The sequence below is a fragment of the Holdemania sp. Marseille-P2844 genome, from assembly GCF_900120005.1.
GTDB lineage: Bacteria > Bacillota_I > Bacilli_A > Erysipelotrichales > Erysipelotrichaceae > Holdemania.
Genome location: NZ_LT635449.1, coordinates 400,035 through 421,409 on the forward strand (window position 1 = coordinate 400,035; position 21,375 = coordinate 421,409).

Annotated in this window: 17 protein-coding genes and 3 rRNA genes; 3 read left to right on the top strand and 17 right to left on the bottom strand. The window is 47.1% G+C overall.

Going from position 1 to position 21,375, the window contains the following annotated elements; genetic code table 11:
* Nucleotides 1-227: 227 nt before the first annotated feature.
* The 3 genes from BQ7364_RS04610 to BQ7364_RS04620 all read right to left on the bottom strand — a co-directional run bounded on the left by BQ7364_RS04610 (nucleotide 228) and on the right by BQ7364_RS04620 (nucleotide 2,617).
* The gene (locus tag BQ7364_RS04610; RefSeq protein ID WP_072683620.1) at nucleotides 228-1,727 is read right to left on the bottom strand and encodes a hypothetical protein; all 1,500 of its coding nucleotides are present in this window, start codon (nucleotides 1,725-1,727) and stop codon (nucleotides 228-230) included.
* 277 nt (nucleotides 1,728-2,004) lie between these two features.
* Nucleotides 2,005-2,295 (bottom strand): hypothetical protein, encoded by a 291-nt coding sequence (locus tag BQ7364_RS04615; RefSeq protein ID WP_072683621.1) that lies wholly within the window; start codon nucleotides 2,293-2,295, stop codon nucleotides 2,005-2,007.
* Between the two features lie 46 nt (nucleotides 2,296-2,341).
* Entirely contained in the window at nucleotides 2,342-2,617 is a 276-nt protein-coding gene (locus BQ7364_RS04620; RefSeq protein ID WP_072683622.1) for a helix-turn-helix domain-containing protein, read from the bottom strand.
* Nucleotides 2,618-3,128: 511 nt separating this feature from the next.
* Here BQ7364_RS04620 and BQ7364_RS04625 point away from each other — a divergent pair.
* On the top strand, nucleotides 3,129-4,388 hold the full coding sequence (locus tag BQ7364_RS04625) for a helix-turn-helix domain-containing protein (protein ID WP_139248558.1): 1,260 nt from the start codon (nucleotides 3,129-3,131) through the stop codon (nucleotides 4,386-4,388).
* Complete coding sequence (locus tag BQ7364_RS04630; protein ID WP_072683624.1) at nucleotides 4,375-4,614, top strand: hypothetical protein; 240 nt, start codon at nucleotides 4,375-4,377, stop codon at nucleotides 4,612-4,614. The genes BQ7364_RS04625 and BQ7364_RS04630 overlap by 14 nt, the downstream gene beginning before the upstream one ends.
* 58 nt (nucleotides 4,615-4,672) lie before the next feature.
* Here the strand turns inward: BQ7364_RS04630 and murQ are convergent, their stop codons facing one another.
* The 5 genes from murQ to BQ7364_RS17690 form a co-directional block, all read right to left on the bottom strand.
* Complete coding sequence (murQ, locus tag BQ7364_RS04635) at nucleotides 4,673-5,569, bottom strand: N-acetylmuramic acid 6-phosphate etherase (RefSeq protein ID WP_072683625.1); 897 nt, start codon at nucleotides 5,567-5,569, stop codon at nucleotides 4,673-4,675.
* Nucleotides 5,570-5,637: 68 nt separating this feature from the next.
* A complete protein-coding gene (gene abc-f, locus BQ7364_RS04640) occupies nucleotides 5,638-7,491 on the bottom strand; it encodes a ribosomal protection-like ABC-F family protein (RefSeq protein WP_072683626.1) in 1,854 nt (617 codons plus the stop codon).
* 108 nt (nucleotides 7,492-7,599) lie between these two features.
* Nucleotides 7,600-8,904 carry an N-acetylmuramoyl-L-alanine amidase gene (locus BQ7364_RS04645; RefSeq protein WP_072683627.1) on the bottom strand — a complete coding sequence of 435 codons (1,305 nt, stop codon included), beginning with the start codon at nucleotides 8,902-8,904 and terminating at the stop codon, nucleotides 7,600-7,602.
* Between the two features lie 15 nt (nucleotides 8,905-8,919).
* A complete protein-coding gene (locus tag BQ7364_RS04650) occupies nucleotides 8,920-9,732 on the bottom strand; it encodes a LicD family protein (RefSeq protein WP_072683628.1) in 813 nt (270 codons plus the stop codon).
* 245 nt (nucleotides 9,733-9,977) lie between these two features.
* Nucleotides 9,978-10,190: a hypothetical protein gene (locus BQ7364_RS17690; RefSeq protein WP_139248559.1), complete on the bottom strand. Its 213-nt coding sequence runs from the start codon at nucleotides 10,188-10,190 to the stop codon at nucleotides 9,978-9,980.
* Between the two features lie 87 nt (nucleotides 10,191-10,277).
* Between BQ7364_RS17690 and BQ7364_RS04655 the strand changes: the two genes are divergently transcribed.
* Nucleotides 10,278-11,138, top strand: a complete 861-nt coding sequence (locus BQ7364_RS04655; protein ID WP_139248560.1) for a hypothetical protein — start codon at nucleotides 10,278-10,280, stop codon at nucleotides 11,136-11,138.
* Nucleotides 11,139-11,263: 125 nt separating this feature from the next.
* Here the strand turns inward: BQ7364_RS04655 and asnS are convergent, their stop codons facing one another.
* The 9 genes from asnS to BQ7364_RS04700 form a co-directional block, all read right to left on the bottom strand.
* Complete coding sequence (gene asnS / locus BQ7364_RS04660; protein ID WP_072683630.1) at nucleotides 11,264-12,646, bottom strand: asparagine--tRNA ligase; 1,383 nt, start codon at nucleotides 12,644-12,646, stop codon at nucleotides 11,264-11,266.
* Nucleotides 12,647-12,907: 261 nt separating this feature from the next.
* Nucleotides 12,908-13,528 carry a redox-sensing transcriptional repressor Rex gene (locus BQ7364_RS04665; protein WP_006060166.1) on the bottom strand — a complete coding sequence of 207 codons (621 nt, stop codon included), beginning with the start codon at nucleotides 13,526-13,528 and terminating at the stop codon, nucleotides 12,908-12,910.
* 54 nt (nucleotides 13,529-13,582) lie between these two features.
* A complete protein-coding gene (tsaD, locus tag BQ7364_RS04670; protein WP_072683631.1) occupies nucleotides 13,583-14,605 on the bottom strand; it encodes a tRNA (adenosine(37)-N6)-threonylcarbamoyltransferase complex transferase subunit TsaD in 1,023 nt (340 codons plus the stop codon).
* Nucleotides 14,602-15,051: a ribosomal protein S18-alanine N-acetyltransferase gene (gene rimI / locus BQ7364_RS04675; protein WP_072683632.1), complete on the bottom strand. Its 450-nt coding sequence runs from the start codon at nucleotides 15,049-15,051 to the stop codon at nucleotides 14,602-14,604. Before rimI ends, tsaD begins: the two co-directional genes overlap by 4 nt.
* Entirely contained in the window at nucleotides 15,048-15,659 is a 612-nt protein-coding gene (gene tsaB / locus BQ7364_RS04680) for a tRNA (adenosine(37)-N6)-threonylcarbamoyltransferase complex dimerization subunit type 1 TsaB (RefSeq protein WP_072683633.1), read from the bottom strand. The genes rimI and tsaB overlap by 4 nt, the downstream gene beginning before the upstream one ends.
* Nucleotides 15,656-16,105 carry a tRNA (adenosine(37)-N6)-threonylcarbamoyltransferase complex ATPase subunit type 1 TsaE gene (gene tsaE / locus BQ7364_RS04685; protein ID WP_072683634.1) on the bottom strand — a complete coding sequence of 150 codons (450 nt, stop codon included), beginning with the start codon at nucleotides 16,103-16,105 and terminating at the stop codon, nucleotides 15,656-15,658. Before tsaE ends, tsaB begins: the two co-directional genes overlap by 4 nt.
* 337 nt (nucleotides 16,106-16,442) lie before the next feature.
* A 5S ribosomal RNA gene (rrf, locus tag BQ7364_RS04690) occupies nucleotides 16,443-16,556 on the bottom strand.
* Between the two features lie 92 nt (nucleotides 16,557-16,648).
* Nucleotides 16,649-19,546, bottom strand: a 23S ribosomal RNA gene (locus BQ7364_RS04695).
* A 257-nt stretch (nucleotides 19,547-19,803) separates the two neighbouring features.
* Nucleotides 19,804-21,339, bottom strand: a 16S ribosomal RNA gene (locus BQ7364_RS04700).
* The 16S, 23S and 5S rRNA genes sit together here, the layout of an rRNA operon.
* Nucleotides 21,340-21,375 lie beyond the last annotated feature (36 nt).

Sequence of the window (21,375 nt, forward strand, 5' to 3'; positions counted from 1 at the left end):
ATTCAATCGTCACGGCAATCAGCTGTCCCTGAACTGACGGAGCTGCCCCTGCCTTTCGATCTTAACCCCATCAGCACAAAAATCAATGAAATCCAGAAAAGAAACGCCGCCCGACGCTTCTCCCTCTGGATTTTTTCATTTATGAAAAAGGGATCCAGTCTGTGCGCTTGGAATCCCTTTTGTCTTTTATTGTTCTCTGGTTGAGTTTTCCCGTTTGAAAAACTTGCTTAAGCCGCACGCTTCAACGCCTGAATCCGGGATTTCAGCTCATCCTTCACTTCCAGTTCCTCAGCCTGATCAAGTACGACAAGCAGCTGCGGCGCGATTCCCTTTAACGAAGTCTGCGCCAATTTTACCCAGCTTTCCAGCGTATCCAGCGCATAGGTCCGGCAGCTGATGACCGGACACAACAGAGCGCAGCGGATAAACTCCGCACCTTTGCCCGGATATAGCCGCAGCGACTGCAATATCGCCGCCAACGCATGGAAATTCTGATAATCCTTCCCCAGTCCCAGCACATCCGCAGGACCGCTGGCCATCGTCTCTAACGGCAGGCAGTCGGCATACAGCGCAAGAATCTCGTCGCAGTCCTTTTCCGAAGCCATTAATAACCGCGCCGCCATGCAATGCTCCACCGGATTCTGCTTCAGCCAGGTCATCGCCTTTTCTTCATACGGGATGCTCAGCTTCAACGCTTCTTCAAATCCTTTGCCCTGTTCCATCGCCGCACTGACGGTGACGTAGCATTCCGATGATTTCAACAGTTCCAGACACTGCTTCTTGACCTCCGGCAGTTTGACCTGTTCGCCGTCGATATACTGAGCGATCGCGATCAGATTCTGAACGGTCGCTAACGTCATCGGGAAATGTTCCGCCTGCTTCAGATAAGCGGTGAACACCCCTTCGCGGTCCTCGATTTCCGAGATCCCCGCAACCGGGCCTTCCGCCATTAAACCGTCTATGATCAACGTGATTCCCGCCCAGTCCTCCGGTGATAAATCATCACGGCGGAGCTGATCAATCAAATCGCACTTCTTCGCTACGGTCAGGGCCGAATATGCCGGAGCCACGTTATTCTCGCAGCCATGATCCAGCAGCCATTTTTTGATCAGGCGGTTTGCTGGATCGATCTGATTCACACAGTGAATCCGGCCCCAGCCATGAACCTTCTGCATCAGATCAAAAATTTCATCGTTGCCGCCGGTCCAGCTGCGCATGATAAACAGACAGTACAGCGTAAATTCGTTGCACAGCGCCAATGCGCGGATCACTTTTTTCAGCGCTTCCTGCTTATCGGTATTCAACAGTTCCATGATTGCCAGCCCCAGCTTGATCAGCTCCGGATCCGCCGACGTCATGATGCAGCGGATCGCGAAACCGGAGAGCTTCCCCGGATCCAGCTGCTGATGATGTTCATAAATCCATTTGTGCAGAGCGTCGATCACTTCAATCACGCTGTGCTGCGCCAACGCGGCCGTCAGCTGTGTTTTCCCGGCTTCTTCCTGCCCCTGGCTGATAAGCAGCAGCGCCTGGCAGACCGGTTCGAGATCTATCTCTTTGGGTTGAGTATGGTATAACTTAATGCCATCCATCGCTCCGTCGGCGAAGATCAGCTTATTCTGTACTTTTTCCTTTGGCAGCGAGAAATCCTTCGGCAATGTGCCCTCCGGCGTCAATGCTTCGGCGATCAGTTGAAATAAAGCCTTTTCCGGCTGGTTTTCACTCATGTTCTAGTCTCCTTCAATTCGTATACGAAAACGCAAACTACGCTTCTTCCGTATTATTGTACCATAGTTTACCAGCTCTGTCTGCGCCGGCTTCCGCACATTCATTGTGAAATTTATACTCCTTTTTCTCCACCTCACTCTGATATTTCAACAATTTCACTGCTCTGTGTTTTCATGAATTTTATAGTTTCGAAGCGTCTTATTCCAGCAAAGAAAGTTCCGGCAAACAAAAAAAGAGAACCGTTTCAGTTCTCCGCCTGATGAATGTTCATTCTGCTTAACTATGTTGACGGTTTTTAATACATTTCATGGATTCGAAAGCGCCCGTTGCCGCCCATCCCAGACACAGGCCGCTGATCGCTTTTACCAGCATACCCTGGCCTACTGAAAAATCAGGGATTACCAATCCCAGCACCACGCCCATGATCGCGCCGATCAAAGGAATCCAGGTGCTGTTCATCCGCGGTAAAAATGATTTTAGCAATTCTGCGCACACATAAACGCAGCCTGCGATTAAAATACCATTGCCAAGCAGTAATTGATGCATGAGTTCCATCATTTCATCCATTTTTCCATCCCTCTTTCACTTTCAATATATGAAAAAATCGAAGGAATTATCCCTCGATCAAGAGTTTCTCTTTGTCATTTGGAAACAGCGGTGAATCGAAAAATTCAGCAAGTGTCATCCCAACGGCTTTGCAGATCAATCGAATTGTCTGCAAGGTCACCGTTTTATCCTTTTTTGTTTTCAGTGTACTGATCGTTGATTTATTAACACCGGACATTTCTGCCAGCTTACTGATACTCTTGATATCCAAGATTACCATAATTTCCTGAATGCGCAGATAGACAGCATAATTTAGATCAAAAAATTGTTCATTTTCACTCATAGCTGATCTCTCCCGCTTTCGTTGATTTTATTATAGCGGTCGAAAATTTAACATATAAGACTAGCAATCGACTATTTTGACCGTTTATTAAAATGAACATTTTTGGTATAATATGGAAAATTGGGTTATTGGAAGTGATATTTAGCGATATACAGATTAATATGAAAACTAATATGCAGAATAGATAGGATCTAATAACAGATTAAGATGAATTAAAAACTAAGGGCCCTTAGTTTAGTTATTTAATTGGGACCATAAACGCTGAATCCATAATTTGCCAAAACAGGCGAGGCTGTTGGAACAGCGGCCATTAACGGCAGAATCAGCATCAGACTAACTAAAATCTTTTTCATCTTTTCTGTCCTTTCTTCAGGACAAACGTTTGTCTGTAATAATTATAAAATTCATAGAGCCAATCCACAACGAAAGTCCTTTTGAAAAAAAGGCATAGATGACATATAAATAACTATAAAAATTCAGATGATTTGACTCTTTTTTACGAAAGAAGGCTATGGATACAATGAATACTGATGAAAGTAAACTAAAAGCAGCTTTAATTAGGAAAAGACGAATTGAATTAAATTGGAAGCAAGAAGCCTTTGCAAAGTCATTACCCATGGCTAATTCTTCGTTTAGCGAGATGGAAAGAGGTCTCCGTCCTATTACAGAAGAATTATATAGAACGATCTCAAACAAATTGGAATTACCTTCTTTAACCACGGATTGGTTAGCAGAACAAAGCACGCTAATGAATCTGATTAAAGAAAAATTATACTTTTTCCAATACGAAGAAGCTTCAGTATTATATACAAAATTAGAAAAACAAAATGATATATTAAACAACTCGCTTTTGTTTTTAGATTACAATCTTACTTTATTTATATATAATATTACTTTTAACAATGGTAAAGAACTCAAAAGAATAAAATTTATAAAAACATATCAAGACTGTTTAAACTCTGTACAAAATTATCAATTTATCCTATATCAAGGCATAGCTGAAAAAAACAAATTAAAATTAGATCAAGCAATGGATTTTTTTCAAACTCTATTAAATTTACCATACACCGTCAAATATTATACTGATCTGTTATACTATCATGCAGCTATTTGTTTAATACAAATAGGACATCTAACTCTCGCTCATAATTACAATAAAAAGGCTGACACACTCTTCAAAGAAGAAGGCAATTTTCAGAGGATAGCTTATACAATGATGCATGAAGCTATTATTTATTCGCATGAAAATCACCCTGAAGAAGCAGGAAAAATCTATGACAAATTATTAAAAACTTATTCTAAACAATTATCTGATCAAACTATAAATATGATTCTGTGTAATGCTGGGAATAATTATGTAAATGCCACACAATATAATAAAGCTGAGAATATCTATAAACAGTTAAGACCCGGATGGCAGAATATCCCTGAAATCTTTTATGGAATAGCTTGGACATTATTGCAGACTGATCAATATGATAAACTAGATGAATTCTTAGAATATAGTAAACAATATCCTAAGAATAAGTTTATAAAAGATATGCTGGAAATCATTAACCTCCAAAGAAAATCAAACCATGAAAAAGAAATAGAAATTAAACTTAAAGCCTGTGAGAAGTATTTAAACCGTGAAGGTAGTTCAGAAGGCATGATCTTCATTTACGAACAACTGATTCAGTATTACGAAACCCGCTCCATCGTCAAGCAAGTTAAATATCTTAAGAAATTAAATGAGTTAAATAAAAGAGGTATGCAATATGATCAACGATGAAGAATTAAGAGTGCAAATGGAAAATGATTTACGGAAGCTCAAGGAAAAGCTGAGAAAAGATCCTGCTGATCCGCTGCCGCTCATGGCTCTGCGCATGAAATATCCGTTTAATTCCAGCAGTGATTCTCTGAAATCTTTGTTGATCAACGACGATTATGATCTGAAAACCTTGTCAGCGCTGCTGCTGGCAGAATATCACTCTTGGAACCACAAGCACCGAAAATAAAAAAACTGCAGCGCTAAGGGATAGTCAATAAATCCCAGGCGCTGCAGTTTTTTTTACCTTATTTAATTGCCTGACGAACAAAGCCTTCGTTCTTATTCAGACGTTCTTCCGCTTCTTCCTTTGTGCAGCCTGTCAGAATCATGACGATGGCTACCTTCGGGTAATTGCCGGATACTTCATACATCTTTGCCGCTGTTTCATAATCGCAGTCCGTTGCCATCATGATGATGCGCTTGGAACGTTCGATCAACTTCAAGTTTGTCGCTTTGACGTCAACCATCAGGTTACCGTAAACCTTGCCATAGCCAACCATGGAAGCTGTTGACAACATATTCAGGATTAATTTCTGGCAAGTGCCGGATTTCAGACGTGTTGAACCTGTTAAAACTTCCGGACCGGCATCGACTTCAATCGCAACATCCGCATGCTTGCCAACTTCACTGTTCTTGTTGCAAGCGACGGAAACCGCTGTCGCCCCAATGGAACGCGCATAATCTAAACCGCCGATAACATACGGAGTTCTGCCGCTGGCCGCGATGCCGCAGACAACGTCTTTTTCAGTCAGCTTCTGATCGACCAGATCCTGCTTGCCTAATTCTGCATCATCCTCAGCGCCTTCGACCGCAGTTAAGAATGCACCTGGACCGCCTGCCAGTAAGCCGACGACTTCATAGGTCGTACCAAAGGTCGGCATGCATTCGGCGGAATCAATGACGCCTAACCGTCCGGATGTCCCAGCACCCATATAAATCAGACGGCCGCCGCTGCGCAGCGCTTTAACAATCGCCTGGACGGCTTTTTCAATTTCCGGGATTGCTTCACGAACCGCGTCAGGAACCTTGTGGTCCTCTTCGTTCATGATTTCCAATAATTCGCGGGTGGAAAGCGTATCGAGGTTCATCGTTTTCTCGTTACGGCGTTCTGTTGTTAAATGATTTAATTTTACTTCAGACATGTTGTGTTCTCCTTTTTTTCCTCATGTTTATTATAGCGTTTTGACAGGGTTTGGACAAGACCGGATTTCTATCCCTCCAAACATTCTTCCCAGCGCTGCATTAAATGCTCAATCTCATTGTGCAGATCGTCGATCTGTTCATCCAGTTCATTCATTTTCTGATAATCATGGTAGTATTCCGGATCAAACCGCTTTTCACGCATTGCTTCCAGCTGTTCTTCCTTTTCCGCGATCTGCTTTTCCAGCTTGGCCGCTTCGCGGGCATTCGGATTGCGCTTCGGAGTCTGACGCTGAACTTCAGCGTCTTTCTTTGGCGCCTGTTCCTTTTCCTTCTGCTGCTGATCGTCATCGAATTGTTCATAACCAAACGGATAATAGACAGCATTCCCCTGCATGTCGATATGCAGGATCGCCGTAGCTATCTTCTTGATAAAATAACGATCATGCGAAACGAACAGAATCGTTCCGGTATATCCGTTCAGCGCTTCTTCCAGTGCTTCCTTGCCTACAATATCCAAATGGTTGGTCGGTTCGTCCAAAAGCAGGAAATTCGCCTGACGCAGCATCAATTTCGCCAGAGACAGCCGAACCTTTTCGCCCCCGGAAAGCACGTCGACCGTTTTGAACACGTCGTCGCTGGTAAACAGGAAACGTCCCAACACCGTCCGGATCTGAGTCCGGTCCAGTTCCGGATAATCGTCCCACAATTCTTCCAGCACTGTCTTCCCGGAGGAAAACTGCGCCAGCTGCTGATCAAAATAACCGGTTTCAATCTGATGACCATACAGATAATCCCCGCCCAACGCCGGCAGATCACCGACCAGCGTCTTCATCAACGTACTCTTGCCGCAGCCGTTAGGCCCCAGCACCGCAATTCGCTGCCCTGATAAAATTTCCAGGGAAATCTCGCATAACGGATGATCGTAACCGACCTTGAGATCCTTGATCTCCAGCACTGTTTTTCCACCTTTTAACCGCGGAACAAAATGCGCTGAGAAACTCCGGGTATCACTTTTCTGAGGGGCGTCGATCTTTTCCATCCGCTCCAGCGCCTTGATCTTCGATTGCGCCATCGCCGCTTTTGTCGCCTTGTAGCGGAAACGCTCGATCAAGCCTTCCAACCGCTCAATTTCCTTCTGCTGACGATTATACATCTGCTGCTGACGGATTAAATCCTGCTGCTTCTGATTCTGAAAGCTCGTGTAGTTGCCGGTGTAATGCTTCATCGAACCATATTCCAGCTCATAAACTTCTTCCGCAATGTGATCGAGAAACATCCGGTCATGGGAAACCAGCACGACAGCCCGGCTGTATCGCTTCAGATACCCTTCCAGCCATTCGATCGTTTCCAAATCCAGATGGTTGGTCGGTTCGTCCAGAAGCAGTATATCCGGTTTGCTTAAAAGTAATTTAACAAATGCAAGACGTGTTTTCTGACCGCCGGAAAAGGTATTGATCGTTCTATCCAGCATTTCTTCCTGAAAGCCAAACTTCGTAAACACCGTCATTAACTCCGACTGCCACGTATAACCGCCTGCCATCTCAAACTGTGTCTCCAGCTGAGCATAACGATCCAGCACCGCTTCACTGTAATCCGTTGCCATGCGTTCTGTCAGCTTATCAAGCTGAGCTTTCAATTTCTGCAAGGGTTCAAAGACTTTTTCAAGGTCTTCCCGGACGGTTAAGGTTTCGTCTGGAAAGGTCGTCTGGGCCAGATAACCGATCCGCGTGCCGGAGGTACTGTGAATTTCACCTTTGTCCAGCTCCAGCTCGCCGGTCATAATTTTTAAAAGCGTCGATTTTCCACATCCGTTGCGGCCGACGACCGCAATTTTCTCAGTGCCCCGGATCTCAAACTGAATATCCTCAAACACGGTTTCCGTGCCGAAAGATTTACTCCCGCGGCTGATTTGATAGAGCATGGATGTCACTCTCCTTCCTTGATTAACAACAGGAACCTGCCGTTTGAACTGGCAGGTTACCGAATTTTTTCATTCTTGATTTTAACTGAAACTTTGCGCCCGTAAGGTTTAACTGCCGCTGGGAATCCGCATCGCTTTCGCTAATCCGGCAGCCGTTGCTTCTGCAATCCTGTCAAGCTCATTTTGCCACGCTGCAACATCCTCACTGTTGCTTAAAAACAAATACTGAATCGTTAATGCCTGCATGCCATAACGATTCTCCGCCGCAAACGTCTGATTCTGACGGGAAGCTTCAGAAAAGGTCCCGGCGCCCAGGATTCGTCCACCCGATTCACGGATGATTTTCTGACCGTCATACGCGGTTCCATCTTCGCCGATGCTCGTCCCGCTGGCCGAACCCGTCGCTTCCCGGGCATACGTCAGGGATGTATTTTCGACGATAGATTTGAGCACGGTGGAAGCCATCCGGTTAGAAGAAAAGGAAGAATAAACGATATCTGTTCCCCGCAAGTTGACGTTTGTCGCGCTTTTCATTTCGATATTGATGTAATACCGCGCATGTTGGGAATAGGCGCGGTCCAGCCGGCCATCCTCGCCGTAGCTGTTGACGATTTCATCCAGATCCCGAGTCAGTTCGACTTTCAAGCCCAGTTTTTCAAGCTGATCCTTCAGTTTGACGGCAATTTTGTAATTTTCTTCATACGCTAACAAACCGTTGCCGTGTACGCCTTTGTCGGTATATCCATTATCCTGATGCATCGCGCCGGGATCGATCATCACATCGATCCAGTCTTCCGGCTGCGGTTGGGTGCTCACCTGGATAAACACGTAGTTTTTTTGTAAAAACGGTTCTTCTTCCGGGTTGTCGAAAAGATTCTGATCGGCAATCAGCTCGATCTTTTTATTCGTGTTCTCCCGCGTCACTGTGTAGAAGGTATCGCGCAGTTTTTTATCACTGACAAGCTGTTTTTCTTTCAGATCCTGCATGATGAAAACCTGATAAAAGCCTTCGTCCAGATCTTCCAGAGGAATCTGACCGTCGGCGTTTTTTTCCATCATATAAACAAAATCCAAACCGCTGCATACATTGCGCAGAATGACTGTCTTGCCGGCAAAAAGATCCTGACCGCTGCGGTTATAGGTCTCATGATAAAGATTGAGCGTTTCTCCATAGTAAAGATAATCGCCCAACGACAACAGCTGCGCTTCATCAACAATCTGATTTTCAAACAGCTGCCGGGTTTTCTGATTACTCAAACCGCAGACGCCATACGTATCGACTTGTTTTTTCTGGCGTTGATTCAACAACCATTGCCCTCCATACGCGAGTATGCAGCAGGCGATAAAGATGAACAGGAAAGATTTCCAGCGCAGTTTGGAGCCGCGCGGGACATAGCTTGGTTCCACTGTCATGGTTTCCAAAACTCCTTATAACCGGATGTCAACGATATGTTTCGGTTTCTGTTCTTCTTCCGGCGGCAGCGTCATGTAGCTTGGTGCAATCGCTGTGCACAGGTATTCGTGCGGATGATGCGCAATCGGCAGCTGCGTATCCTCGAACGGAACATACTGAACAGGATAGATATCGTCATAATCAAAGATAAATGGTTTCAATGGACTCTTAAACGTCCATGTCAGATCAAAGCCGATCTTCTTGCTTCCTTCATTAAGTTTCCCATACATCCGGGCGTTGGAAACGAACCAGCGCTTGAGGAACAACGGATTCATGCCCAGGTTGTCAAAGAGAATGATAAACGGCATAATCAGCTGATTCAACATCCGAAGCGGCAAATCCATGGTTTTGCTTGCGGCGCAGTAATCATAAACAAAAACGTCGATGAAAATTCCGTCGCATTCAGTACAGCGGTTGGCTAACAACGTATTGACTTCTTTCAGATACGTTCCTTTTTTCCGGATCTTCATCCCCGGAATTAACGGATTATAGCGTTTATCCGTATCAAAGCATTGAAAGGTATAGCCTTCCGGAAGATCCTGCTTCAAAGCGACGATAAAGCGCTTGTAGTCTTCATAAAGCATGGCGATATCCGCATCGTCATCCCATGGAATAAAGCCCTGATGGCGAACCGCGCCTAAGGCGCTGCCGCCGTTGAGGAAATAAGGTATGTTGTATTTCTGGCAAATGCCGTCAATCATTTTGAGCATTTCCAAAAGCACCTTATGGACATCGGCAACGGTGATCTCGTTGCCGTTTTCATCTGTTTTTAATACGTATTTTTTCATGTCATCACATCCTACGCTCTATTATAAGAGAATTGAAGATCAACCTCAAGTTTTTTTAGTTTGTACGCAACGAAAGGGTCTGATTCTCAAAGGCTATGCCATAAATATACAGCCATTCAGGCTCCATGCATCTTTTTTTGGATATTTGTCATGCCTTCCCCAATTATTTCTAATTTGGCATTTAACTTTCAGTTTACCCTTGAAATGGCAATTCAAAAGAGTTAACATTAATTTGAAAGACAAACTCAATAAAGTATTTTTACAAAGTTCTGTTTTTTATGAGGCTTTTTCTGATTTTCCGCAATATTAAAGTAGAGGAGGTTTTTATTGCGATGGAAAATACGAAGAAACTTCATAACAACGATCCCCTGCAACCGCTGACGCTCTGTCTGGATTCCACTCAAATCCGTCAGCTTCTGGCCACCATTGATTTCCGAGAAAACGACGTCTTCCGCCACACCTTTGGCTCTGAGGATGAAATATCCAGAAAGATCCGGATCGCTTATTTCTCCGATCTCTTTCTCTGCCGGTTAGTCCGAACTTCGATGATGAATACCGAGCCTGTAAAAAATCATCGCGGCGAGAAAGGGATTCGATTTGATTTACTGATTAAAGCTGAAGATGAACGAGGAACCCTCCTGGTAATCAATCTTGAGATGCAGAACTATCAGATGAGTGATTCATTGGCAATGCGTTCGCAGGGATATCTGTCCCGCATTGTTGCCGATCAGCTCTGTGTTGGTGATCTGTATGAGTTTAATCCGGTCGTTCAGGTCATGCTTACCAACCATGTCCCGCAAATCCAAAAGAATGACGGTTATCTGCATGATTATCGTTATACGAAAGAAGAAAAGGCAGTTCCTTTACCGGACGGGCGATGTCGGATTCTTTGGGTGGAAATGGACAAGCTGGAAGCGCTGGAAAAGAAGCCGGTGGAAGAATGGAGGCTGTCGGAGAAAATACACTACACGGTTCGGTTCAGTCACGTTGCAGAAAAACAGAAGTGGATTCAGGAATTATCAGAAAAGGAGGAAATCATTCAAATGATGGAAGAGAAGAAAATGGATTTTTTAAGAGACACCAATTTGGCGCTGGCCCGGATGCGGGCCAGGTTTGACGAACGGGATGAACAGGTGGTTTATGAAAAAGGCATCGCTAAAGGGAAATCAATAGGCAAAGAGGAAGGAAAAATAGAAGGTCAGAAAATGTTGGTTAAGCTTGTGCTGAAACAGCGGATAGAGTTGACCGAGCAGGAAGAAAAACAAATCGAAGAACTTGACGGAGAAACACTTTTTGACCTTATTCAAAGCTTAGATGCAATTCATACACCGGAAGATTTTCATAGGCAAATCCATGAAAAAGCGAATCAAAATGTTCAAATGAAGCAAGCCGTTCTTCATCGTTAACTTTGGAAATATTAAAATGAAAAAGAGTTAAATATCCAAACGACGTTTAACTCTTTTTCATTTGTCAGTTCATCTTCAGTAAGATTAAATTGAATTGCCGAAAAGTTGATTGAAGGAAAACTCAATCAGAACAATAAGTTCTTCGGGGTACGGGCAAACGGGATCACATCGCGGATATTCTGCATTCCGGTAACATACATGATGAATCGTTCAAAGCCCAGACCAAAGCCCGCATGCTGGCAGCCGCCATAGCGGCGCAGATCCAGATACCACTGCAGTCCGTCTTCATGAACACCCATTTCCTTCATTCGGCTCTGCAGCACTTCCAGCCGTTCTTCACGCTGAGAACCGCCGACCAGTTCACCGACTGCCGGCACCAGCAAATCGCAGGCTGCCACAGTTTTCCCGTCATCGTTCATCCGCATATAGAACGCTTTGATATCCTTCGGATAATCGATCAGGAAGACCGGACCTTTTACAACTTCTTCGCACAGATAGCGCTCATGCTCCGTGTTGAGATCCATTCCCCAGGAAACCGGGTTTTCAAACTTTTTCCTGGCTTTCAACAGATGATCGATCGCTTCGGTGTATGGCATCCGGACGAATTCGCTGTTCAGCACATGATTCAGCCTTTCCAATAACGTGTTGTCAATAAACTGGTTGAAGAATTTCATTTCTTCCTGACAGTTGTCCATGACGTACTGAATGCAGTATTTGATCATATCTTCAATCAGATCCATATCATCTTCAAGATCTGCAAACGCAATTTCCGGTTCGACCATCCAGAATTCAGAAGCATGGGTCGTTGTGTTGGAGTTTTCCGCACGGAAGGTCGGACCAAAGGTGTAAACATCACGGAAAGCCATCGCAAACGCTTCCGCCTGCAGCTGACCGGAAACTGTAAGGTTTGCTTTCTTGCCGAAGAAGTCCTCTTCGTAGTTGCCATCATCACGGGTAGTGACGGTAAAGACCTCGCCGGCGCCTTCTGCGTCGTTGCCGGTGATGATCGGGGCGTTGACATAAACAAAACCCTGATCCTGGAAAAATTCATGGATCGCCATCGCCAGGACCGAGCGAACGCGGAAAACCGCGTTAAAGGTGTTGCTGCGCGGACGCAGATGTCCGATCTCGCGCAGATACTCAAACGAATGCCGTTTCTTCTGCAGCGGATAGGTGTTGTCGCAGGCGCCTTCCAAAATCACTTCTGTGACCTGCAGCTCAAACGGCTGCTTTGCCTGCGGCGTCAGCACGACTTTTCCCGTGACGGTCAGCGCCGTGCCGGTCAGATATTTGGACACGTCCTGAAAGTTGGCCAGATCGGAAGAATAAACCAGCTGGGCGTTGCGGAAATACGTTCCGTCGTTCAGCTCGATAAACCCGATGGAGCCGTTGTTGCGGTTGGTTCTGACCCATCCCTGCAGCTGGGCATACTCGATCTGATCGGTTTCCATGGTGCTGCCGGAACAGGCCATCTCGTAAAGTTCTCTGACGGTCATGAATGTAAGCATACTTTTCTCCTTTTGTTTGTTTATGAATAAAAAAACGTTCCTGATCAAGGAACGTTCAACAACGTGGTGCCATCCTCATTTACCCGGATGATCGCAAAATCATCGGGCCTCAGGGTGCGTTAACGCCGCCGACGGGATCGTCTACTGTCAGTTCTCCGATCCGGCTCCCAGAGTGTTCCGCATTCCCTGACTGAACTCCGGCTTTCACCCTGCCCGGCTCGCTGTGCTTCAGTAATAGGATCGTTCTCTTTTCGCTGCCTTCTACTTTTTCATATTGTTGGTTTCAAAAACCAGTTCCTGGATCGTGGATACAACGTCGATCGGCTTGACCAGAACTCCCTTGGGAACCTGGAAATGCTCATGCGAGAAATCAACAATCCCGGTAATGCCGCATTCGATCAAACGATCGGCTGCGTCCTGAACATTCGACGAAACGCACAGGATCGCGATTCGACAACCTTCTGGAATCTTATCCTTCATTTCATCAACGTGGTAAACCGGAATCGGCGTCTTCCCGACAGACTCCGGACGGATGTCAAAGGCACATACAATCTCGCCGACAACATGGTTCCAGCGATTGTAATTCATTAAAGCTTTCCCAAGGTTGCCTGCTCCGACAAGAATAATCTTCTCATCGAATCCCATGCCCAACTGCTCGTTGAATATTTCAATCAGGCGGTCAACGTCATAGCCATAACCTTGCTTCCCCAGCGATCCCAGGAATGAGAAATCCCGGCGGATCGTCGTGGACTCAATAGCCACATATTCCGAAAGCTCCTTGGACATGATCCGGGTTACGCCGGAATTTTTGAGTTTGCGTAAAGCTTTCAGATAGATTGGATAACGCTGCAGTGTAGCCTTAGGGACTGACTTTGTTGGCATACTATCAACCCCTTCTGCATTATTCTAGCACACTTGTTTTAAATTGTGAATGATTTAATGAATTGAACTTGTTTCAATTTCCATCGACGGGTTCGCGGCGATGTCCAACGAGCCGTTTAAACCGTGCGTATACGCCGTCCATCCCGCAGCGCCAATCATCGCGGCATTGTCCGTGCAGCACCATAACGGCGGAATCGTCAGATGAACCTCCGGCGTTTCCTGAATCATCTCCGAGATTTTCTCACGCAGGCGCGAATTGGCCGCCACGCCGCCTGCCAGCACAACCTGCTTCGGTTTAAATTCCCTGACCGCCTGCATCGTCTTTTTCAGCAGCGTGTCCAGCGCCGCTTCCTGGAAAGCGTAGGAAAGGTCTTCCTTGTTCAGCTCCTCACCTTTTTTACTTTCCCGGTCGATCAGCTGCAGGACCGCTGATTTTAGACCGCTGAAGGAGAAATCAAGCGGTTTTTCCGTCTTTGGCTTCGGCAAGGTGTAATGCGGATGTCCCTGTTTCGCCATTTTATCAATGACCGGGCCGCCCGGATATCCGGTTCCCATCACCCGGGAAACCTTGTCATAAGCCTCGCCGATCGCGTCGTCCTGCGTTGTGCCGAGGATTTCAAATGACCATTCATCCTTCATCCAGACCAGCTCGGTATGACCGCCGGACACCACCAGTGCAATCATCGGGAACCGCAGTTCGTCGACAAAGCGGTTGGCATAGATGTGCCCGATGATGTGATGCAGCGGGATCAGTGGCTTATCGTAATACCAGGCCAGGGTTTTCGCAGCCTGGACGCCGACGTGCAGCGAGCCGACCAGGCCGGGTCCCTGCGTTACCGCGATCGCCAAAATATCATCCATTGTTACTTCAGCCTGAACCAGCGCTTCTTCGATCACAACGGAAATATTTTCAACATGGATCCGCGAAGCGACCTCCGGCACAACGCCGCCGTATTTTTTATGGACGTTAATCTGTGAAGAAACGATGTTGGAACAGATTTTACAGCCATCCTCCACCACCGCGGCGGCTGTTTCATCACAGCTGGACTCAATCGCCAGGATTAAATTCCGTTTCATAAATTCCCTCCTATTGGTTTCATCATCAAATACGCATCTTCATGATTATCCTGATAATAACCTTTCCGGATATTGATAATTTCAAAACCATATTTTTTGTAACAGGTCAAAGCTGGGGCGTTGCTGACGCGAACCTCCAGCGAAATCATTTCGCAGCCATTCTCTGCGGCGCAGTTGATCATGTGATCCATCAGCCGCGAAGCCCAATGCTGACGGCGGTAAGGAAGATCCACGCCGATTGTCGTGATCTGCGCCTGATCGAACGTCGTCCAGATGCCGGCATAGCCGACAATCGTTCCTGCTTCGTTTTCAGCCACAAATAAATGAGAGTATGGGTTTTCCTTTAACTCATATTCATAGCTTTCCCGCGGCCAGGGCGAACTAAACAACCGCAGCTCCATTTCGCAGACAATTTCTAAATCGTCCAGCGTCATTTCCCGGATCATGCTTTTTTTACCAGATAGTCATCGGCCGATTTCAGGTACTCCGGCACTAACAGATGAACGTTCTCAACCTTCTGCCATTGCGGCCGCGCAAGGAGGAAAGCTTCTGCCAGATCGGGATAACAATCTTCCAACCCCAACAGGGAACAATCACCGACCAGTTCTAAATCGCCGGCTTCTTCAATCCGCGCCTGAATCTCGCTGAGCGGCAGCACGTCTTCTTTACCGATCAGTTTTCCCTTTTCAATAAATCCAAAATAAGCACGCTGGCTGCGGGCGTCCAGCAGTACGCCAGCTTTCTCTTTTCCAGCCCCAATCAGTTCCAACGTCGGCAGCGCATACAGTGGTAAATGCGCCGTAGAGCATAACACCTTGGCGATCGTCATCGCGATCCGCACGCCGGTGTAGCTGCCCGGTCCTTTTGTCACTACGACTTCGTTGATCGCCTTCGGCGTCAAATGACATTCCTCAAGCAATGCGGTTAACTGCGGAAAGATCATTTCCGACTGTCGCTTCCAGGAAGACAGGCAGCGTTTGCCGATGAGCTGATCATTCTCAATCAAAGCCAGCACCAGAAACTTACTGCTGGTATCCATACATAAAGTAATCATTTTAATGCCTCCATCAATTCGACATACTTTTCACTTTCGGTTTCCAAAACGATCTGGCGGCGATTCTCGCCTAAGCGACGCAGCGTAATCCGCAGCGGTTCCGTTTGATCCAGGTCTTCCATATATTCAGGCCATTCGATAACCGTCAGGCCCTCGCCGTCGATCATTTCCTCAAAACCCAGTTCCTGATGCGTCCCTTCCAGACGATAGGCGTCAAAATGATACAATGGCAAACGGCCTTGATAAATCTTCAATATCGTAAAAGTAGGACTGCTGACAGTGCGGGTGATTCCTAGTCCCCGGGCAATCCCCTGGGTCAGCGTCGTCTTGCCGGCGCCTAAATCCCCGCTCATCGTCCACACCATATTGGGCTTGGATAAACTTCCCATTTTCTCACCGAGAGCTTTGGTTTCCTGCGGTGTTTCCGTTATGAATTCAAGCTTCATTTGTTCACATCCTTTCTTCAGTGTCACTTGGAAAATATTATAGCACAGATTTAAAGCACGGGAGAAAGAAAACCATACCTGTATTTAAATCGACAATTATTTTATTTTTCCTTTTTGATTGGAACTCTGATTGCAAATCTGAAAAGCAATAAAAAAGATGAAAACCGTTTTAACACAGAACCGTTTCCCCTTATTTTATGAATCCTTGATTCAATATGCATGGAAATCCATTCCAGCGCTTCCGGATTTCCTCAACGAAACAAACCGCTTCCTCCCCCCTTCCGGATCAATCCAGCGAGAAACAAAAAAAAGGCTCCCTGAGAAAGGGAACCGGAGAACCTGGCAACGAGCTACGTTCACTATGGCAGGCATAGCTATTCTCGCCGCGGAAATGCTTAACTTCTGTGTTCGGGATGGGAACAGGTGTGACCATTTCGCTATCGTCACCAGATCATTTCAGGATTATTCCCTGAAAACCAAATAACAGTTGCTTCCAGAAAGTCTTGCTCTTTCTTACTTCGTTATGAACGTTTTTTTCCTCATGTGATTAAATCCTCGACCGATTAGTATCAGTCAACTCCACACATCGCTGTGCTTCCATCTCTGACCTATCTACCTCGTCGTCTTCAAGGGGTCTTACTTTCTCTTGGAAATGGGAAATCTCATCTCGGAGTCGGTTTCACGCTTAGATGCCTTCAGCGTTTATCCGTTCCCCACTTAGCTACCCAGCTATGCATCTGGCGATACAACTGGTGCACCAGCGGTGGGTCCATCCCGGTCCTCTCGTACTAAGGACAGCTCTCCTCAAATTTCCTACGCCCACAACAGATAGGGACCGAACTGTCTCACGACGTTCTGAACCCAGCTCGCGTACCGCTTTAATGGGCGGACAGCCCAACCCTTGGAACCGAATTCAGCTCCAGGATGCGATGAGCCGACATCGAGGTGCCAAACCTCGCCGTCGATGTGAACTCTTGGGCGAGATCAGCCTGTTATCCCCAGGGTAGCTTTTATCCGTTAAGCGACGGCCATTCCATTCTGCACCGCCGGATCACTAATCCCGACTTTCGTCCCTGCTCGACTTGTCTGTCTTGCAGTCAAGCACCCTTCTGCATTTGCGCTCGTCGATTGATTTCCAACCAATCTGAGGGTACCTTTGGGCGCCTCCGTTACTCTTTAGGAGGCGACCGCCCCAGTCAAACTGCCCACCTGACACTGTCCCTTACCCAGCTCATGGATACAGGTTAGAATTTCAATCAACTAAGAGTGGTATCCCAACGTCGACTCCATTGAAACTGACGTCCCAACTTCTTCGTCTCCCACCTATCCTGTACATACTTGATCAAAACTCAATATCAGGCTACAGTAAAGCTCCATGGGGTCTTTCCGTCTAGTTGCGGGTAACCTGCATCTTCACAGGTACTAAGATTTCACCGAGTCTGCTGCCGAGACAGCGCCCAAATCATTACGCCTTTCGTGCGGGTCAGAACTTACCTGACAAGGAATTTCGCTACCTTAGGACCGTTATAGTTACGGCCGCCGTTCACTGGGGCTTCAATTCAATGCTTCGTCTTGCGACTAACATATCCTCTTAACCTTCCAGCACCGGGCAGGCGTCACCCCCTATACTTCGTCTTGCGACTTTGCAGAGAGCTGTGTTTTAGTTAAACAGTTGCTTGGGCCTCTTCACTGCGGCTCTTTCGAGCGCCCCTTCTTGCGAACGTACGGGGCTATTTTGCCGAGTTCCTTGGCAACAGTTCTCTCGCTCACCTCAGGCTTCTCGCCTTGACCACCTGTGTCGGTTTTGGTACGGGCCGCTCATCGATTAACGCCAGAAGCTTTTCTTGAAAGCTGGCATCGCCGTCTTCGCTACTTGGCTCGCGCCGTTCGCTCCCCATCACGCCTTCAGATTGACAGCCGGATTTGCCTGACTGCCTCCTACCTCGCTTGGTCCGGAATCCATTTACCGGTCCGGTTAGCCTTCTTTGTCACTCCATCACTCGATGCGCGGGTACAGGAATATCAACCTGTTTTCCATCGACTACGCTTTTCAGCCTCGCCTTAGGTCCCGACTTACCCAGGGCGGACGAACCTTCCCCTGGAATCCTTGGTCTATCGGTGTGCAGGATTCTCACCTGCATCTCGCTACTCACACCGGCATTCTCACTTCCATGCGCTCCACTGCTCCTTACGGTACAGCTTCGATGCCCATGGAACGCTCCCCTACCCAATGACCTGAGTCATTGCCATAGTTTCGGTATACCGCTTAGCCCCGGTTAATTTTCGGCGCAGGGTCACTCGACTAGTGAGCTGTTACGCACTCTTTGAAGGGTGGCTGCTTCTAAGCCAACCTCCTAGTTGTCTGTGCATCCCCACATCCTTTTCCACTTAGCGGTAATTTTGGGACCTTAACTGATGATCTGGGCTGTTTCCCTTTTGACCATGGACCTTATCACCCACAGTCTGACTGCCGAAGATGACATAATGGCATTCGGAGTTTGATTTCATTCAGTACACCTTGACGGCGCCATCATGAATTCAGTGCTCTACCTCCACTACCCTTACTTCGACGCTAGCCCTAAAGCTATTTCGGGGAGAACCAGCTATCGCCGTGTTCGATTGGAATTTCTCCGCTAGCCACAACTCATCCGCCAACTTTTCAACGGGGGTCGGTTCGGTCCTCCATTTGGTTTCACCCAAACTTCAACCTGGTCATGGCTAGATCACTACGGCTTCGGGTCTATCTCATCGTACTGCCGCCCTATTCAGACTCGCTTTCGCTTCGGCTCCGTGTCTTCCACTTAACCTCGCACGATAAGATAACTCGCCGGTTCATTCTACAAAAGGCACGACATCACCCCTTAACGGGCTCTGTCTTCTTGTAAGCATATGGTTTCAGGTTCTATTTCACTCCGCTCCCGCGGTTCTTTTCACCTTTCCCTCACGGTACTGGTTCACTATCGGTCATGTAGGAGTATTTAGCCTTTCCGGATGGTCCCGGATGCTTCCGACAAGGTTCCACGTGCCTCGCCGTACTCAGGATTCCACTAGGTCAGCTCCCAATTTCGATTACGGGGCTTGCACCCTCTTTGGCGGACCTTTCAATGTCCTTCTTCTATCGGTTACTGTACCACGTTGTGGTCCTACTACCCCAGCCCTAAGGCTGGTTTGGGCTCTTCCCCGTTCGCTCGCCGCTACTGAGGGAATCATTGTTATTTTCTTTTCCTCCAGGTACTAAGATGTTTCAATTCCCTGGGTTCTCTCCTCATGAGCTATGGATTCACTCATGGGTAACGCGACATTACTCGCGCTGGGTTTCCCCATTCGGAGACCGACGGATCGATGTGTGCTTACCACTCCCCGTCGCGTTTCGCCGTTAGCTGCGTCCTTCTTCTGCTCTACATGCCTAGGCATCCACCATACGCCCTTATTCATTTAATCACAGGTCCTCTGTCTTGACTGCGAGTCGTCCAGAGTTCCTTTTAATCTCTAATAAGAACTGTTCAACGTTCAACTTCAAATATCTTGTTCTGATTTTTGAAATCTTACAACTTTTCAGAAAGATCATGTCTTTCTATCTGTTTTCTGTTATTCGGTTTTCAAAGAACAATCACTGTCTGAGAAATCTTTCGATCTCTCAAAACTAAACAGGCTTACTTCCTCACAAATCCAACTTCTTTGTACGTCTTTCTCCTTAGAAAGGAGGTGATCCATCCCCACGTTCCCGTAGGGATACCTTGTTACGACTTAACCCCAATCATCAGCCCTACCTTCGACGGCTCCCTCCTCTTGCGAGGTTAGGCCACCGGCTTCGGGCATTGCCAACTCTCATGGTTTGACGGGCGGTGTGTACAAGGCCCGAGAACGTATTCACCGCGGCATGCTGATCCGCGATTACTAGCGATTCCGGCTTCATGAAGTCGGGTTGCAGACTTCAATCCGAACTGAGACGGACTTTCTGAGTTTTGCTCCACATCACTGTCTTGCTTCTCGTTGTATCCGCCATTGTAGTACGTGTGTAGCCCAGGTCATAAGGGGCATGATGATTTGACGTCATCCCCACCTTCCTCCGGTTTGTCACCGGCAGTCTCTCTAGAGTCCTCAACTCAATGTTAGTAACTAAAGACAAGGGTTGCGCTCGTTGCGGGACTTAACCCAACATCTCACGACACGAGCTGACGACAACCATGCACCACCTGTCTCCCTGATAACCTCCAACATATCTCTATGTCTTTGCAGGGGATGTCAAGACCTGGTAAGGTTCTTCGCGTTGCGTCGAATTAAACCACATACTCCACCGCTTGTGCGGGCCCCCGTCAATTCCTTTGAGTTTCACACTTGCGTGCATACTCCCCAGGCGGAGAACTTATTGCGTTAACTGCAGCACTGAGTTTCCCCAACACTTAGTTCTCATCGTTTACGGCGTGGACTACTAGGGTATCTAATCCTATTTGCTCCCCACGCTTTCGTGCATGAGCGTCAGTTACAGGCCAGGCAACCGCCTTCGCCACTGGTGTTCCTCCATATATCTACGCATTTTACCGCTACACATGGAATTCCATTGCCCTCTCCTGTACTCTAGTCTCTCAGTTTCTAAGGCTATATGGGGTTAAGCCCCACGCTTTCACCTTAAACTTAAAAAACCGCCTGCGCACCCTTTACGCCCAATAATTCCGGATAACGCTCGCCACCTACGTATTACCGCGGCTGCTGGCACGTAGTTAGCCGTGGCTTTCTGGTAAAGTACCGTCACTCCCATACCATTCCCTGTATGAGCCGTTCTTCCTTCACAACAGAGCTTTACAACCCGAAGGCCTTCTTCACTCACGCGGCGTTGCTCGGTCAGGCTTTCGCCCATTGCCGAAAATTCCCTACTGCTGCCTCCCGTAGGAGTTTGGGCCGTGTCTCAGTCCCAATGTGGCCGGTCACCCTCTCAGGTCGGCTACGTATCATCGCCTAGGTGAGCCGTTACCTCACCTACTAGCTAATACGCCATAAGCTCATCCATCCGTGTTGTATCCCAACTTTAATGATCAGAAGATGCCTTCCAATCACCTATCCGGTATTAGCAGTCGTTTCCAACTGTTATCCCAGGCCGATGGGCAGATTGCTTATGTATTACTCACCCGTTCGCCACTCCCGCTTGAAGACAAGTCCTCAAGCAAGCGTTCGACTTGCATGTATTAGGCACGCCGCCAGCGTTCATCCTGAGCCAGGATCAAACTCTCCATTTGTCAGAGTTTGTTAGCTCTTTGTTTTATCTTCACTAT